The organism is Pseudomonas sp. Emmai, from assembly GCF_055179735.1.
This window is the reverse complement of record NZ_CM143685.1, coordinates 962888-978080: the sequence shown is the minus strand read 5'-3', so window position 1 is coordinate 978080 and position 15193 is coordinate 962888. Positions and strand designations below refer to the sequence as shown.

Annotated in this window: 15 protein-coding genes and 1 pseudogene; 10 read left to right on the top strand and 6 right to left on the bottom strand. The window is 60.7% G+C overall.

The window, feature by feature from the left end; all coding sequences use genetic code 11:
* Positions 1–47 precede the first annotated feature (47 nt).
* Positions 48–923, top strand: a complete 876-nt coding sequence (locus ACY4LX_RS04320) for a DMT family transporter (protein WP_463259258.1) — start codon at positions 48–50, stop codon at positions 921–923.
* Between the two features lie 102 nt (positions 924–1025).
* Here ACY4LX_RS04320 and ACY4LX_RS04315 read toward each other — a convergent pair whose 3' ends face one another.
* From ACY4LX_RS04315 to ACY4LX_RS04305, 3 genes and pseudogenes are all read right to left on the bottom strand, one after another.
* The gene (locus tag ACY4LX_RS04315; RefSeq protein WP_149660614.1) at positions 1026–1916 is read right to left on the bottom strand and encodes an esterase/lipase family protein; all 891 of its coding nucleotides are present in this window, start codon (positions 1914–1916) and stop codon (positions 1026–1028) included.
* A gap of 97 nt (positions 1917–2013) precedes the next feature.
* Positions 2014–2318 (bottom strand): annotated as a pseudogene (locus ACY4LX_RS04310) (DMT family transporter).
* Positions 2319–2957, bottom strand: coding sequence for an FMN-dependent NADH-azoreductase (locus tag ACY4LX_RS04305; protein ID WP_149660612.1), 639 nt, complete (start codon positions 2955–2957; stop codon positions 2319–2321).
* A 116-nt stretch (positions 2958–3073) separates the two neighbouring features.
* Between ACY4LX_RS04305 and ACY4LX_RS04300 the strand changes: the two genes are divergently transcribed.
* A complete protein-coding gene (locus ACY4LX_RS04300) occupies positions 3074–4000 on the top strand; it encodes a LysR substrate-binding domain-containing protein (protein WP_463259257.1) in 927 nt (308 codons plus the stop codon).
* Positions 4001–4135: 135 nt separating this feature from the next.
* A complete protein-coding gene (locus tag ACY4LX_RS04295) occupies positions 4136–4666 on the top strand; it encodes a ferritin-like domain-containing protein (protein ID WP_149660609.1) in 531 nt (176 codons plus the stop codon).
* Positions 4667–4719: 53 nt separating this feature from the next.
* On the opposite strand, the gene ACY4LX_RS04290 is transcribed toward ACY4LX_RS04295, so the two are convergent.
* The gene (locus ACY4LX_RS04290) at positions 4720–6795 is read right to left on the bottom strand and encodes an AsmA family protein (RefSeq protein WP_463259256.1); all 2076 of its coding nucleotides are present in this window, start codon (positions 6793–6795) and stop codon (positions 4720–4722) included.
* A 387-nt stretch (positions 6796–7182) separates the two neighbouring features.
* Here ACY4LX_RS04290 and ACY4LX_RS04285 point away from each other — a divergent pair, with 387 nt between their 5' ends.
* From ACY4LX_RS04285 to ACY4LX_RS04255, 7 genes are all read left to right on the top strand, one after another.
* Complete coding sequence (locus ACY4LX_RS04285; RefSeq protein WP_463259255.1) at positions 7183–7605, top strand: hypothetical protein; 423 nt, start codon at positions 7183–7185, stop codon at positions 7603–7605.
* A gap of 166 nt (positions 7606–7771) precedes the next feature.
* The gene (locus tag ACY4LX_RS04280; protein ID WP_463259254.1) at positions 7772–8404 is read left to right on the top strand and encodes a TetR family transcriptional regulator; all 633 of its coding nucleotides are present in this window, start codon (positions 7772–7774) and stop codon (positions 8402–8404) included.
* Between the two features lie 339 nt (positions 8405–8743).
* Entirely contained in the window at positions 8744–9244 is a 501-nt protein-coding gene (gene ureE, locus ACY4LX_RS04275; protein ID WP_149660606.1) for an urease accessory protein UreE, read from the top strand.
* The gene (locus tag ACY4LX_RS04270) at positions 9241–9915 is read left to right on the top strand and encodes an urease accessory protein UreF (RefSeq protein WP_463259253.1); all 675 of its coding nucleotides are present in this window, start codon (positions 9241–9243) and stop codon (positions 9913–9915) included. Before ureE ends, ACY4LX_RS04270 begins: the two co-directional genes overlap by 4 nt.
* Before the next feature lie 23 nt (positions 9916–9938).
* Positions 9939–10553: an urease accessory protein UreG gene (ureG, locus tag ACY4LX_RS04265; protein ID WP_463259252.1), complete on the top strand. Its 615-nt coding sequence runs from the start codon at positions 9939–9941 to the stop codon at positions 10551–10553.
* A 29-nt stretch (positions 10554–10582) separates the two neighbouring features.
* A complete protein-coding gene (locus tag ACY4LX_RS04260) occupies positions 10583–11155 on the top strand; it encodes a HupE/UreJ family protein (protein WP_463259251.1) in 573 nt (190 codons plus the stop codon).
* 169 nt (positions 11156–11324) lie between these two features.
* On the top strand, positions 11325–12452 hold the full coding sequence (locus ACY4LX_RS04255; protein ID WP_463259250.1) for an AGE family epimerase/isomerase: 1128 nt from the start codon (positions 11325–11327) through the stop codon (positions 12450–12452).
* Positions 12453–12581: 129 nt separating this feature from the next.
* On the opposite strand, the gene ACY4LX_RS04250 is transcribed toward ACY4LX_RS04255, so the two are convergent.
* Both ACY4LX_RS04250 and ACY4LX_RS04245 read right to left on the bottom strand, forming a co-directional pair.
* Positions 12582–13487 carry a cation diffusion facilitator family transporter gene (locus tag ACY4LX_RS04250; RefSeq protein WP_463259249.1) on the bottom strand — a complete coding sequence of 302 codons (906 nt, stop codon included), beginning with the start codon at positions 13485–13487 and terminating at the stop codon, positions 12582–12584.
* Between the two features lie 190 nt (positions 13488–13677).
* Positions 13678–14448: an SDR family oxidoreductase gene (locus ACY4LX_RS04245; RefSeq protein WP_054044081.1), complete on the bottom strand. Its 771-nt coding sequence runs from the start codon at positions 14446–14448 to the stop codon at positions 13678–13680.
* Positions 14449–15193 lie beyond the last annotated feature (745 nt).

The following is a 15193-nucleotide window of genomic DNA, read 5'->3' as shown; positions in this document are numbered from 1 at the left end:
CAGACAGGCGGATAATTGCGCCTCATCAACGTTCTGGTTTCTCTCCCATGCAATATGCGTTTCCCCTGCTGGCCATTTTCATTTGGGCCGGCAATACCGTGATCACCAAGATGTCGGCCGGCGCGATCTTCCCCGCCGAGATCGGTTTCTATCGCTGGCTGCTGGCCGGGATTCTGTTCACGCCCTTCATGCTCAAACCGGTGATCGCCCACTGGCCGATGATCCGTCCCAATCTATGGAAGATTTTCGTCCTCGGCGTGCTCGGCATGGCGGTTTATCAGAGCCTGGCGTACTTCGCGGCGAGCCTGACCACCGCCACCAACATGGGCATCATCCTGTCGTTGATGCCGCTGATGTCACTGACGATGGCGATCATCAGCCTCGGCCAGCGCCTGACCGCCGGTGCGCTGGCCGGTGCGGTGCTGTCGTTTGCCGGGGTGCTGGTGGTGGTGTCGTCCGGCAGCCTGAGCGCATTGCTGGAGCACGGGGTGAACCTGGGCGACGCGATGATGCTGATCGCGACTCTGGCCTACGCGATCTACAGCACGCTCCTGAAAAAATGGCAGCTGCGCCTGCCGCCGCTGGTGTTGCTGTATTTGCAGGTGCTGGTGGCGGTGGTGGTGCTGTTTCCGCTGTTCGTGGCCTCGCCAAAAATCGGCCCGACCTGGCAGAACATCCCGCTGGTGCTCTACGCCTGCCTGCTGGCCTCGATGATTGCGCCCTTGGCGTGGATGCAAGCCGTGGTGCGCCTGGGGCCGAGCCGGACCACGCAGTTTTTCAACCTGCTGCCGCTGATTACCGCACTGATTGCGGCGGTGGTGTTGCATGAGCAGTTGGCGATGTATCACCTGGTCGGCGGGATGTTGACGCTGGGTGGGGTGATTCTTTCGGAGCGGTGGACCACCGTTTTGGGGCGCACCTAATTCTTTGTGGCGAGGGGGCTTGCCCCCGTTGGGCTGCGTAGCGGCCCCATTTTGCGACCGCTGCGCGCTCGAACGGGGGCAAGCCCCCTCGCCACAGGCGATCTAAAGACCTGCCGCTTTCAACCGCGCCGCATGCTCGACAAACAACCGAACCGGCTGCGCGCCCTTCCCCACCAGCCCCAACGACTGGTTGACGATATCGAAGTGATCCATCGGGTATTCATCGCCGATCACCGTCCCCAGGTGCGAGCTGTAGCGCCCGACCATCCCGTCGCAATGCCCCTTTTCCCGCACGAAGGTTGTCGCGAATAACCGGCAAAACCGGTTGGTCCCATCGAACAGATTGCCGCCGCGATCGGTCTTGCCCGGCTGCAAGGTCCCGGACCAGGAGTAATAACGCACGCCGTTGACCTCCTCCGGCCCGTGCCCGCCCCAGGTTTGCGGCAGGCCCTGTGGATAACGCTGGTTGAACAGCGCCACGCCGGTAGTCGTCAGGGATTCGTGGGAGGCATGGATATCCACCGGCAGTTTCGGCCCGCGATAACCGGTTTCCAACACACTCATCAAGCCACCGATCAGGCGCAGCAAAACCGCCAGTACGCGCCCCTTGGCGCTGTCCGACGGATAGTGTTTGTGCAGGTAATCCGCCAATTCCGAACCGTGGTTCGGCCCGGCCACCGACGTGACCGACGCCACCCGATCCGGGCGTTTGGCAGCGGCATAACGCGCGGTCAGCGAGCCTTGGCTGTGGCCGATCAGGTTGACCTTCTCGGCTCCGGTTTCGCGAAGGATCTCGTCGATCCGCGCCAGCAACTGCTCGCCGCGCACTTCGCTGGAATTGAGCGGCGACACCTGCACCGCAAACACCACCGCACCCCCACGGCGCAACGCCGCGACGATCCCGAACCAGTACGGATACAGCAGCAAACGGATGAACCCGAGCATTCCGGGAACCAGCACCAACGGGTAACGCGTGGCGGAACCTTGCGACATGGGCGGACATCCTTGTGATCGGTGAGATGACGCAAGGCGGGATGCAAGACATCAGCCAAGCATCGCCACCGAACGTGACCAGTCTATGACATCCGTGTTACTTCAAGCCCACCACCCCCGCCACGATCAACCCGACCGAGACCAGTTTGAGCGCCGTCAGGCTCTCGCCCAGCAGCGCAAACCCGAGAAACACCGTGCCCAGCGACCCGATGGCGGTCCAGATCGGGTAGGCGATGCTCACCGGCAACTCGCGCATGGCCAGGGTCAGGAAATAAATCCCGCCGACCGAGCCGCCACCGTGATCAGCGACGGCCAGAGCCGGGTGAAACCTTCGGCGTACTTCATGCCCATGGCGAAGGTCACTTCGAAGCCGGCGGCGATCAGCAGAAACACCCAGGCCATCTAGAACTCCCTGGCCAGCGCCAACAGACGCTGTTCGGCCTCGGCGGCGGAGATCTGGAAAGTACGTTCGGCGGACTCTTCACCTTCGGCGGCGACCACCGTGATGTCGGTGATGCCGATGAAACCCAGCGCGGTGCGCAACAACGGATCGGCGTGATTCATCGCTTCCAGTTCACCACCCGGGCCAAAACCGAAGCCGCCGCGACTGGTGACGATCAGGGCTTTCTTGCCCCGCACCAACGGTTCGTACTGCGCCACGCCATTGTCCAGAGTGTGATTGAAGGTCAGCCCGAGCCGCACGATCTGATCGATCCAGGCCTTGAGGCCGCTGGGCACACTGAAGTTGTGCATCGGCGTGGAAATCACCAGCACATCGTGGCCGAGCAATTCACCCACCAGTTCATCGCTGAAGGCCAGATCGGCCTGCATCGACAACGGCCGGGCCTCGGGTTCGGGGTAAAACGCCGCCGCGACAAACGCCTCGTTGACCGGTGGGATCAACGCCCGACCGACCTCCCGACGGGTCAACTGCGACTGCGGATGACGGGCCTGCCACGCCGACAAAAACACCTCGGCCAGACGCCGGGAATGGGAACGCTCACCACGGGGGCTGGCGTGAACTGCAAGAACTGTGCTCATCTGAAAACTCCTTAATGGCTAAACTGCTTGAGGCTTGCAGCTTGCAGCTCGTAGCTGTTCCTCTTCAAATGAACAAAAGTCAGTCAGGATGAATTCATTTCATCCATGGAGTTCCCATGTTTGCCTCACTGCCGCTAACCGCCCTGCGCGCCTTTGAGTCCGCCTCGCGCCTATTGAGTTTCAAGGCCGCCGCCGAAGAACTCTCGGTAACGCCCACGGCGATTTCCCATCAGATTCGTTCGCTGGAGAGTTGGCTTGGCATTGCGCTGTTCGAGCGATTGCCGCGTCAGGTGCGCCTGACTGATGGCGGTGAACGTTTGTTCCAGAGCCTGCACGGTGCCTTGCTGGAAGTGGCGCAGAGCGTCGACACCCTGCGCCCGCAACGCAGCGGCGCCAGCCTGACGCTCTCCACTACCGCCGCCTTCGCCGCGTTGTGGCTGGTCCCGCGACTCGGGCGCTTTTATGCCCGGCACCCGACCATCAGCCTACGGCTCGATACCCATTGCGAAGTCATCGATTTGCATCAGGACGCCAGCGTCGATCTGGTGCTGCGCTACAGCCTCGACGATTACCCGAACCTGTATGGGCTGTGCCTGTTCGATGAATCCTTCGGCGTTTATGGCTCTCCCGAGCAGGTAGCGTCGGCGGCCAGTCGGGTGCCGACGCTGATCAGCGTGCGTTGGCATAACTCCAAGCTCTACGCCCACGGTTGGGAATCCTGGTGCGCGAAGTCCGGCGAAACCTGGCTGGCCGGGCGACCGGCGGTGCGTGAATACGACGAAGAGCATTACGCCCTGCAAGCGGCGATTGCCGGGCAAGGGCTGGTGCTGGCGAGCAATATCCTGGTGTCCGAAAGCGTGGCCAGCGGTTTGCTGGTGCCTTACAAGGGCGAGGTTCAAGTGGATGGCGCCGGCTATGCCGCGTTGTGTGTGCCGGGGCGTGAACGGCATCCACCGGTACGCGCATTTTTTGCGTGGTTGCAGGAAGAAGCAGCGGCGTCTGGTCTATTGCCAAGATCAAAGGCTCAACGCACCTCCCCGTAGGAACTGCCGAAGGCTGCGATCTTTCACGCCCGTCAAATACATCAAACTTTTCGCGACGCTCATTACTCACATCTTAAGTAGCGATCACGTCCCCAGAGGCGTGACGCCCACCGGATTAGCCTCCAGGAGATCGAGATGAGCGACATGCATTTGTCTGATGTAACCACCCTTCGCGCACGAGCCCGCCAGAACGTCGAGAACGGCGCCGTGACCGAAGGCTACAGCGCCGACCGCGAAGAAGTGCTGCGCCTGCTCAACGAATCGCTGGCCACCGAATTGGTCTGCGTGTTGCGCTACAAGCGCCACTACTTCATGGCCAACGGCCTCAAGGCCCATGTGGCCGCCGACGAGTTCCTTGAACACGCGACCCAGGAAGCCGAACACGCCGACCGCTTGGCCGAGCGCATCGTGCAACTGGGCGGTGAGCCGGAATTCAACCCCGACCTGCTGTCGAAAAACTCCCACGCCCAATACGTGGCCGGGAAAGACCTCAAGGAAATGGTCTACGAAGACCTGGTGGCCGAGCGGATCGCCATCGACAGCTACCGCGAAATCATTCAGTACATCGGCGAAAAAGACCCCACCACCCGCCGCATCTTCGAAGACATCCTGGCCCAGGAAGAAGAGCATGCGGATGATATGGCCGACATTCTGAAAGACCTCTAACCCCTGATCGTTCCCACGTTCCGCGTGGGAACGATCTTGTAGACGCCGCACATTTATCGGGTGGGCTTGACGGTCACCGGCGCCTTGCCCTGCTTCATCTGTTCCAGCAACGGCGCACACTGGTTCGGCTCGCCACCGCTCGGCGCCACCAACGCCAGCAACCCCGCCGCCGGCGCGGCAATCACGCCCAGCGCAACCATCCCGGCCCCGCGCAACAACAGAGGCACGGCTTTCACGCCCGCGCTCGGCTTGATGAACTTGCCCTGCACATACAGCGGCGAGCGCAGGGAAATCAAACGCCAGCCCTTGGATTCCGGGGTGATGGTCAAGTCCAGTTGTTCAGTCGCCATGTTCGCCGTGCCGTCGATATAGATAATCGCGTTCTCGGTATCGAAGACGAACAACTGCGTGGTCGCCAGGCCAGTCTTGATGTCGAAATCCGCCGCCGCGCAGTTGATCTTCACTTCCTTGTCGCCAAAGATCTTGCCGACCACGTAGTTGCCGACATTAAGCCCGGCCAGCTCCATCAACTCGCGGCTGATGGCGCCGTCATTGATCAGCATTTTCAGCTTGCCGTTGGCTGTGCCCAGCAGCTTGGCCACTGAATTGCCGCGACCGGCGATATCAGCGTCGCCGTTCAACTCGCCGAAACTGGTTTTCATCGGTTCAAAGGTCGGGAACAACTGTTTGAGTTTGAAACCGCGCGCGGTGAGTTTGGCCTGGCCTTCCAGCGGTTCGGTGCGGCCATTGAGGCGAATCTGTGCGTCGAGCTTGCCGCCGGCGACGCCGAAACGCAGGGGTTCGAGGCTCAGCACGCCGTCGGTCAGCACCAGATGCGTATAGAGGTCGGTGAACGGCAGCTTCTCGCTGTGAACGATGCGCTTGCCGGTGAATTCGACGTCGGCGTCCATATCGCGCCAGCGCTCGGTCTTGAATTCCTCGACCGGCAACACCTTGTCCGTCGGCTGTTTGCTTTCACCGCCACGGGCCTTTTGCTTGGCGTTGGAGTCGGCACCGATCAACGGCGCGAGGTCGGCAAACAGCAATTGATTGGAAACCAGCGCACCACTGAGTTTCGGCCGTGGCTGACTGGCGACATAGGCCAGGTCGCCGTGGATATCACTGGCGCCGATCTTGCCGTTGAAACCTTCGTAGCGGAACTGTGCACCTGCCGCGTCATGCAGTTTGGCGATCAAGTGACCGTCGGTGGCATAGGGCGGGGAGTCCGGCAGGGTTACGCCGGTCAGTGGATACAGGTTGGCCAGGCTGCTGCCGGCCAGTTTCAGGCGCAGGTCCAACGCGCCGAGGTTCAGCGGATCGGTCAGGGTGCCGGCGAGTTCGACGCTGGTGTCGGCGATCTTGACCTGGGCTTGCAGCGGGAACGGCTTGGCCGCGTCTTGCAAGGCCAGCAGGCCGCCAATCTTGCCTTCGCCGGCGAGTTTCTGATCGTGGTATTGGCCCTTCACTTTGATTGCGAAGGCGTAGTCCTGGGGGGCGCCGCCCTTCTCGACCGCGGTTTTTGCCGCTTTGTCGCCGACGATGTCACTGAACGGAATCGGTTTGCCCAGTGGATCGATCAACAGGTCGAGCTGAGTCTTCAGACTCTGGTCGTCGAGGGTCACGTGGCCTTTGTCGAAGCCGATGGCGCCAATGTCCACCACCCAGTTCGACGGTTCGGCGTTCGGGTCTTTCGGATCGAACTTGAAGGTCCAGTTGGCGCGGCCGTCGGCCAGGCGCTGGAGATCGGCATTGGGTTCGGTGAGGTCGATGCGCGGGATGACCACGCGCTGCGCCAGCAAGGCCAGCGGCGAAATCCGCAGTTCGACGCGCTTGAGCGTGACCATCTGCGGCTTTTTCGACCAGTCCGGGTTGCCCAGGCTCAAGTCCTCGGCCACCACATGCGGCCATGGCACCCAGGCCCGCCAGCCGCCCTCATCGGGCTCACGCTGCCAGACCACCGCGAGGTTGCCATTAATGGCGAACGGACGGTGCAGCTCTTCGGATACTTTGGTGTTGAGGGTGGGTTTGATCCGGTTCCAATCGAAGAACACGATGACCAGAACCAGTACCGCCAGCAGTACAACAAGGCTGGCGACGGTCCAGCTGATTATTTTTGCAGTGCGCGTCATTGCACAGGGCTCCTGAATACGACTGAGCGCCCTGACTGCGACGCACGTTTGAAACGGCGGGCCAGAAGCGGCGCGCCATGAAATCTACGACTGGAAAACGGCTCGCAGGTTTAACCGAAAGTCTCCTTAACGCTCAAATAATCGTCCGGCGACACAGTGCGCCCGCTACCGACGTTACCGGTCCCGCACTTTTGTGCGGCACGAGTGGGTCGAAAATACCCACCTCGGTGCAAAACCACCGGCCGGAGAAGCCCGATCTAGAGCCTCTACGCAGAACAATCAATTCTGTTGATTATTACCATTGCGTTTATGAACTTTTATATCGACTTATCGAGAGTAGCATTGCCCTCGTACCCACTTTATCGCCCTCCCAAGGAGCAACCCATCATGAAACGCCAATTATTGCTTAGCCTGACCCTCTCGATGCTAGCCAGCACCGCTTTTGCTCTGCCAGCCGCTGATCAGGCCACTCCGCAAGTCAAAGACAGTCACTCTGTATTCAGCCAAACCGTTGCCGCCGATGGTTCGGACCGCACTCCACAAGGCCAGACCCTTGCTGAAGGTGGTAATGATCGCCTGAAAGAGAAAGGCCTGATCACTGAAGATGGCTACGACAAAACTCCACAAGGTCAGGCTGTAGCCGAAGACGGTTACGATAAAACCCCACAAGGCCAACTCGCTGAAAACGGCCGCAACCGTCTTGAAGAAAAAGGCCTGGTTGAAGATGGCTACGACAAAACCCCACAAGGCCAAGCCGTTGCCGAAGGTGGTGGTGACCGTGTTATCGAACGCAACAGCGCTGTGAGCTGAGCCTGTGGCGGCCCTGAAAAAAAGCCCAATCACTGGATTGGGCTTTTGACTTTTACAGCAGCGCCCTTCTTCCTCGCTTGAATCCCTGATCCCTGATCCCCGTTCGACGCCGGCAAAGCCGATTTGCTAGAGTGCGCCGCTGTCCTGTCCAGAAAACACCCTTGCGATGCTGCCCCGCGCCGAACAGAAACAACAGACCCGCAACGCCCTGATGGACGCCGCCCGCCATTTGATGGAATGCGGCCGAGGATTCGGCAGCCTGAGCCTGCGCGAAGTGGCGAAAACCGCCGGGATCGTCCCCACCGGTTTCTATCGGCATTTTGCCGATATGGACGAACTGGGCCTGGTGCTGGTCAGCGAAGTCGGCCAGACCTTCCGCGAAACCATCCGCCTGGTACGCCACAACGAATTCGTCATGGGCGGCATCATTGATGCGTCGGTGCGGATCTTTCTCGATGTGGTCAGCGCCAATCGCTCGCAATTCCTGTTTCTGGCCCGCGAGCAGTACGGTGGTTCGCAGCCGGTGCGCCAGGCCATTGGCCGTTTGCGCGAAGGCATCAGTTCCGACCTGGCCTCCGATTTATCGCTGATGCCGAAATTGCAGCATCTGGGCATCGACGGGCTGAGCGTCATGGCCGACCTGATCGTTAAAAGCGTATTTGCCACGTTGCCGGACATTATCGATCCGCCGGTGGAAGCGTTGCCGGAGCATCTGACGCCCCAGGCGAAGATCACTCAGCAACTGCGTTTTATCTTTATTGGGTTGAAGCATTGGCAGGGGCTCGGCAGTACGGAATAACACACATCCTCTGTGAGAGCGGCTTGTGTGGCGAGAGGGCTTGCCCCGTGGAAGTGCGAAGCGCTCCCTCGCGTCCTATCAGCGCACCGCGTTTCTCAGATTTTACGACTGCTTCGCAGCCGAACCGGGTGGTGCGGCATTCCGACAAGCCCCCTCGCCCCACAAGCCCACCCCCCCCCCAATTTGGTGCATAAAGAATCCTTCACGCACCAACATGCACCAAAACCCCGCAACATCCTGCAACAACTACTAAGCTCCGACAGGGTTTTCCTACGCATCACCCCGATTGGCAAGCCCCTTGCTCTAGCCTGAGCATTGTCCTTTGCTGGAAGCATTCCGATGCTGGTGATTCATCGCAGAATCGAGCCTCAACCCGTCTGGGCCGCCGAGTTGCACCTGACCTTCGAAGCCCGGAGCAAAAGCCGTTTGCGCTGTTTCAGTGCCGAACAAGAAGACGTCGGGTTGTTTCTGGAGCGCGGCCAGCCGCCGCTGTATGACGGCGAATGCCTGCAGGCCGAAGACGGGCGCATCGTCCGCGTCTGCGCCCGTCCTGAGCAACTGCTGCACGTCACCTGCGCCAATGCCTTCGAACTGACCCGCGCCGCTTATCACCTGGGCAATCGCCACGTTGCCCTGCAAGTCGGTGACGGCTGGCTGCGCCTGCTCGACGACTACGTGCTCAAGGCCATGCTCGAACAGCTGGATGCCAAGGTGGAAAACATTGAGGCGCCATTCCAGCCGGAACACGGGGCCTATGGCGGCGGCCATCACCACTCGCGCCACGGCGATGAAGATTTCAACTACCCGCCGAAACTGCACCAGTTCGGCGTGCGCTTATGAACCCAGCCTGGGCGCTGTTGCGCCTGGCCAGTCCGCAATTGCCGATTGGCGGCTACAGCTATTCCCAAGGCCTGGAAATGGCGGTGGATAACTTGCGGGTGACGGATGCCGACAGCGCGCGACGCTGGATCAGCGATCAATTGCTGCTCAACCTGGCGCGTTTCGAAGCGCCTTTGCTGCTCGCCCATTGCACAGCGGCGGCGGACGAAAACTGGGCAGGGCTGCTGCAACGCTGCGAAGAACATCGCGCCAGCCGCGAAACCCGCGAGTTGCATCAGGAAAGCCGGCAGATGGGCTATTCGTTGCAGCAACTGCTCAACGGCTTGCCCGAACTCGATGCGCCGGCCAGGGCCTTTCTCGAACAACGCCCCGAACCGCACCTCGCCCTCGGCTGGGCCCTGGCCGCTCGCGCCTGGGGCATCAGTCCTCAGGATGCGCTGGCCGCATGGCTCTGGAGCTGGCTGGAAAACCAATTGGCCGTGCTGATGAAAACCCTGCCCCTGGGCCAGCAAGCCGCCCAGCGCCTGACCAGCCAATTGCTGCCGCTGCTGCAGGAAGCCCAGCAGCACGCCACTCGAATCAACCCCGAACACTATGGCAGCGCCGCTTTCGGCCTGTTCCTGGCGTGCATGGCCCATGAACGCCAGTACAGCCGTCTGTTTCGCTCCTAGGGCCCTTTATTTTGGAGAAGCATATGAACACTCAACCCCTGCGCGTCGGCATCGGCGGCCCGGTCGGTTCCGGCAAAACCGCCCTGACCCTGGCCCTGTGCCTGGCCCTGCGCGACCGCTACAACCTGGCGGTGGTGACCAACGACATCTACACCCGCGAAGACGCCGACTTCCTGGTGCGCAATGAAGCCTTGGCACCGGAACGCATCATCGGCGTGGAAACCGGCGGCTGCCCGCACACGGCGATCCGCGAAGACGCCTCGATCAACCTCGAAGCCGTGGACCAGTTGAACCGGCGCTTTCCGGGGCTGGACCTGATCATTGTCGAGTCCGGTGGCGACAACCTCTCGGCGACCTTCAGCCCGGAACTGTCCGACCTGACCATCTACGTGATCGACGTTTCCGCCGGCGACAAACTGCCGCGCAAGGGTGGGCCGGGGATCTGTAAATCCGATCTGCTGGTGATCAACAAGGTCGACCTCGCGCCGCTGGTGGGCGCCTCGCTGGAACTGATGGACAGCGACACCAAACGCATGCGCAACGGCAAGCCATTCGTCTTCAGCAACCAGAAAACCGGCCTGGGCCTGGAAGACATCATTGCCTTCATCGAACGCCAAGGCCTGCTGATCGCAGCCTGATCACGACTTATCAACAAGGAAGCTTATCCATGACACTCAAACGCATCCTGGGCGCTTTGGCCCTGCTGCTGACCCCCGCCATCGCCTTCGCCCACCCGGGGCATGGCGACAACGGTTTGATCGCCGGCATCAGCCACCCGATTGGCGGCATCGATCACCTGTTGGCGATGGTCGCGGTGGGTTTGTGGGCCGCGCAGCAAAAAGGCGCGGCGCGTTGGGCTCTGCCATGCACCTTTGTCGGCACCATGCTGATCGGCGGCTTACTGGGGTTTGAAGGGCTGAACCTGCCGGCGCTGGAAAGCGGGATTGCGGCCTCGGTGCTGGCGCTGGGCCTGGCCGTGGCCTTGGCGGTGCGTCCACCGTTGAGCGTCGCGGTGGGTGCGACGGCGTTGTTTGCGCTGTTCCACGGCGTGGCCCATGGTCTGGAATTGCCGGACATGTCCAGCCCTTGGGCGTATGCCGCAGGGTTTGTGGCGGCGACGGCGGCATTGCATGCAGCCGGTTATGCGGTGGTGCGCGTGCTGCCTCAGGCGGCGGCGCCGTTGATTCGCGTCGCGGGTGCGGCTTCCGCGGCGACCGGGGTCTGGTTGTTGGCGGGCTAAGCCCCCAGAGATCGTTCCCACGCTCCGCGTGGGAATGCAGCCCGTGACGCTCCGCGTCACTGGACGCGGAGCGTCCCTAGAGGCATTCCCACGCGGAGCATGGGAACGATCGACCCGCTCACTCTGCTACCATGTCGCGCAATCGCCCCTGCCGTGACGACGCCAGCCAATGCCCCATGCTTCCCGCTCTGCCTCCCAGCCTGAATTAACCGCCCTGTTCGCTTCGGTGCAACAGCATTTCCAGGACGTGATCGTGCCGCTCTGGCAAGGCCCCGGCTGGAACGCCGACATGGCGCTGCCGTATGAAGCGCTGGACGCCGGGCATCAACCGCTGGCGCCACAACGCTATCGAGCCATGGCCTGCGCCCGCCAGCTGTATCTGTTTTCCAGCCTGATCGGCCAGGTGCCGGCGGCCGAAGAACGCGCGGCAGCGTTGTTCCGTTCCTTGCAGCAGCATTTCCACGATGCCGAGCACGGTGGCTGGTTCTACAGCATCGACCCGCAAGGCGCGCCGCTGGATCAGCGCAAAGACCTCTATACCCACGCCTTCATCCTGTTCGCCTGCGCCCATTACTGGGACAAGGTGCGCGAACCGCTGGTGGAATCGGTGCTCAATGCCGCGCTGGAAGTCGTGGCCCAGCGCTTCGCCACGGACGACGGTCTGTATGAAGCGTGCCTTGAGCGCGACTGGTCATCCCTCGACACCGGCCCGCTACAAAACCCGTTGATGCACTTGGCCGAAGCCTTCCTCGCCACCCTGTCGGTACGCGAAGACGCTGGCGCCCAAGCGGCGCTCGTCAAGTTATGCACAGCCATGCACAAGCGGTTCATCGATCCACAGACCGGTGTGTTGATGGAAAAACCGCTGGGGGCTGTGGATAACTGGTTTGAACCGGGGCATCAATTCGAATGGTATTTCCTGCTGGAGTCCTCGCCATTGCTGCGCGGATCGAAGCTGCATGCCTCGCTGGACCGGGCCTTTGCTTTCACTGAGCACCTGGGTGTGGATCCACAGACAAACGCTGTTCGAGCGATGCTCGATCTGGATGGCCGCGCGAAGGACGGCACTGAAAGAATCTGGGCCCAGGCTGAATACCTGCGGGCACTGACGTTGCGGCCGGACGGCGAGGCAGCGGTGCTGCGCCAATTGCAGGCGTTGCAGCAGCGGTTTCTGCATGTTGGCGGTTGGTATGAGTGTCGGGATGAGGAAGGCGAAGTCAGCCGCAAGGACATGCCTTCGACTACGCCTTATCACTTGGCGACTTGTTATCGTGGCTTGGTTGAATATTTGCGCTGAGTTCGAGATCGCTTTCGCGGGCAAGCCTCGCTCCTACAGGATTTATGTTTGAACGCGGTAATGCGAACGACACATAACCTGTAGGAGCGAGGCTTGCCCGCGAATGGCCTTGAAGCGGTCACCGTCTAATCAAGCAATCCACTTCCGATCCCCGGTAAAACTGATGGTCAGCCATCGCGCCGCATCCGCCTTGCCCAACTTCGCGGAAATCTCCTCGCGCAACACATCCAGCTGCCCCACGCCGTGCAGCGGATAGTCCGCCGGCAACACCACATGAATTTCGATAAACCGCGCCCGTCCGTGCTTCTGCACGTAGGAAATGTAGTCGTCGAAACCATGCTCGACCTTCGCCGCGTCCATCACCTGGCGCACCTTGTCGTTGAGTTGATCCGGGACAATCCCCAGTACATCGCGCAGCGCTGGACGCAGGATTTTGAAGGCTGGTGGCAGCATGCTCAGGGCCAGCAGAATCAGGATCAAGGGGTCGACATACACCGCCCACTCGCCATAGCCCTGGGACTTGAGCAGCAGCGCGGTCAGGAAACTGACCAACAGGCCCACCGAGAGCATCGCGTCCACCAGCCAACTGATGTTGTCGAACTGGATCAGCGTCGATTTGAGCTTGCGATTGCGATGGCGCACGTAGAAGAAATAGGCGAACTCAACGACGGTAAACACCGCCGCATAGATGATCACCAACCCCAGCTCGATCTCGCGGCCGCCATTGATGATGCCGAACACACCGTTGAGAAAGGCGTAGATCGCGATCAGGAACAGGAAGCTGCCTTCGATCAGCAACACCATGGGCTCCAGGTGCCAGAAGCCGAACTGGAAGCGGTGGTTACTTTCTTTGGCGATCAGTTTGGCGGTGATCAGCATCAAGACCTTGATAAAGGTCGCGATCAACGAGAAAAAACCATCGAACAGGATGGATTGGGCACCCGAAACAAAACCGGTAACGATCCCGGCGATCGCCACGGCGAACATCAGGATGGTCGATTGTTTGAGCAGTGACTGCTCACCTCGGTTACTCACGTAGCCTCCTCTGAAAACCCTGGAAACCGCGGGGTGCGGTGGGGTTGTTGGGCGGGAGTCTACCTTATGTCCGGTTTTGCCTAGCCTGGCCCCATCGCGAGCAAGCTTTGCTCCTACAGGTTCTGTGTCGTTCGTGACGCACATGAATCCTGTAGGAGCAAGGCTTGCCCGCGATGGCCGTTACGCGGTCTTACGCCTTGCCACCATTACGCTCAATGGAGAACCCGGCCCAGGTCTGGCTCACCGGCATCAACTCCAGGCTGTTGATGTTGATATGCGCCGGGGCATTGAGGACCCAGAAAATGGTGTCGGCAATGTCCTGCGGCTGAATCGGCTCGGCCCCGGCGTAGGTGGCGTTGTAGCGCTCCTGGTCACCGGCGAAACGCACCAGGGAGAACTCGCTTTCGCACAGCCCCGGCTCGATGTTACTGACGCGTACGCCCGTGCCTTGCAGGTCGCAGCGCAGGTTCAGGGAGAACTGTTTGACGAACGCTTTGCTCGCGCCATACACGTGGCTGCCCGGATACGGGTAGTTGCCGGCGATGGAGCCGAGGTTGACGATGCCGGCGCCACGACCGTGGGCGATCAGGCGCGGCAGCAGCAGGCGAGTGCTGTACATCAGGCCTTTGATGTTGGTATCGACCATGGTGTCCCAGTCGTCCAGGTCACACTTGGGCGCCGGGTCCACGCCCAGGGCCAGGCCGGCGTTGTTGATCAGCCCGCGCAGCTTGGCGAAGGACGGCGGCAGATTGGCAATCGCCTCCTCCATGGCCTTGCGATCACGCACGTCGAGCACCAGGCCATGGACCTCGGTCTGCTTCGACAACTCGGCGCACAGGGCGTTGAGGCGCTCTTCACGACGGCCCGTCAGCACCAGTTTCCAACCCGCCTCGGCAAAACGACGGGCACAGGCTTCGCCAAAACCGGACGTTGCGCCGGTGATAAACAGGGTGTTGGACATCGTGTTCTCCTTGCTTCGGCTGATCGGCAGCCATTGGAATAGAAAATCAGCAGCCAGCATGCCCGGCGCGGCGCTGACCGGCAACCTCGTTCCCCGGTGTTTTCTGTACAAAAAACAACCAGCCGAAGCGGCGCCTTACCCACCGTGGCTTGCAGCCATGTGCGCGCACGTTATCCACAGGCCGGTCCACAGTCTTTGGGGGCAAGTGCAAAAGCTGCAAGCCGCTGTGTATAAGGCTTTGCGAGCAGCACAGAAAGTTTTTTGCTTGACCCTCGACCGCTCGCCGTGTAGCCCCATGGCATTTTGCACGATTGGCCACACCCAAGAACGATGGCGCCAAGCCAGTAACGACGGCCCTCAGCCAAGTCTTTCCAGAGTTTAACCACAGACTTATCCACAGGCTGGCACATCTGCATTCCTGCCGTTTTCGCCCACAACAAAAAGGTTGACAACGACAGCTGATGGTCCGGGAAAAATGCCTGATCAAAAAACAACCACAAGTCTGCAAGCCACGGTTTCAAAGGCTCTCAGCCAGCTACTCCCACGTTATTCACAGCCAGCTCCACAGCAAACGGGGACAAGTCAAAACCGTGACAAAACAACTATTTGCAGCGGCTTTATGTCGCGGTTTGAGAGCTTGCGAATATTGTTTTCCACAATTTCCATTTGCCTTGAATCGCGGCCCCGTATAGGAGCCGCCGAAGGCTACGATCTTTTGCTTTTGCGGTTTAAAAGCAAGATCAAA

Bases quoted from the DNA above. Each gene is read 5' to 3' on its own strand.
- ACY4LX_RS04320 (WP_463259258.1), top strand. From the start codon at position 48: ATGCAATATGCGTTTCCCCTGCTGGCCATTTTCATTTGGGCCGGCAAT.
- ACY4LX_RS04315 (WP_149660614.1), bottom strand. From the start codon at position 1,916: ATGTCGCAAGGTTCCGCCACGCGTTACCCGTTGGTGCTGGTTCCCGGA.
- ACY4LX_RS04305 (WP_149660612.1), bottom strand. From the start codon at position 2,957: ATGAGCACAGTTCTTGCAGTTCACGCCAGCCCCCGTGGTGAGCGTTCC.
- ACY4LX_RS04300 (WP_463259257.1), top strand. From the start codon at position 3,074: ATGTTTGCCTCACTGCCGCTAACCGCCCTGCGCGCCTTTGAGTCCGCC.
- ACY4LX_RS04295 (WP_149660609.1), top strand. From the start codon at position 4,136: ATGAGCGACATGCATTTGTCTGATGTAACCACCCTTCGCGCACGAGCC.
- ACY4LX_RS04290 (WP_463259256.1), bottom strand. From the start codon at position 6,795: ATGACGCGCACTGCAAAAATAATCAGCTGGACCGTCGCCAGCCTTGTT.
- ACY4LX_RS04285 (WP_463259255.1), top strand. From the start codon at position 7,183: ATGAAACGCCAATTATTGCTTAGCCTGACCCTCTCGATGCTAGCCAGC.
- ACY4LX_RS04280 (WP_463259254.1), top strand. From the start codon at position 7,772: ATGCTGCCCCGCGCCGAACAGAAACAACAGACCCGCAACGCCCTGATG.
- ureE (WP_149660606.1), top strand. From the start codon at position 8,744: ATGCTGGTGATTCATCGCAGAATCGAGCCTCAACCCGTCTGGGCCGCC.
- ACY4LX_RS04270 (WP_463259253.1), top strand. From the start codon at position 9,241: ATGAACCCAGCCTGGGCGCTGTTGCGCCTGGCCAGTCCGCAATTGCCG.
- ureG (WP_463259252.1), top strand. From the start codon at position 9,939: ATGAACACTCAACCCCTGCGCGTCGGCATCGGCGGCCCGGTCGGTTCC.
- ACY4LX_RS04260 (WP_463259251.1), top strand. From the start codon at position 10,583: ATGACACTCAAACGCATCCTGGGCGCTTTGGCCCTGCTGCTGACCCCC.
- ACY4LX_RS04255 (WP_463259250.1), top strand. From the start codon at position 11,325: ATGCCCCATGCTTCCCGCTCTGCCTCCCAGCCTGAATTAACCGCCCTG.
- ACY4LX_RS04245 (WP_054044081.1), bottom strand. From the start codon at position 14,448: ATGTCCAACACCCTGTTTATCACCGGCGCAACGTCCGGTTTTGGCGAA.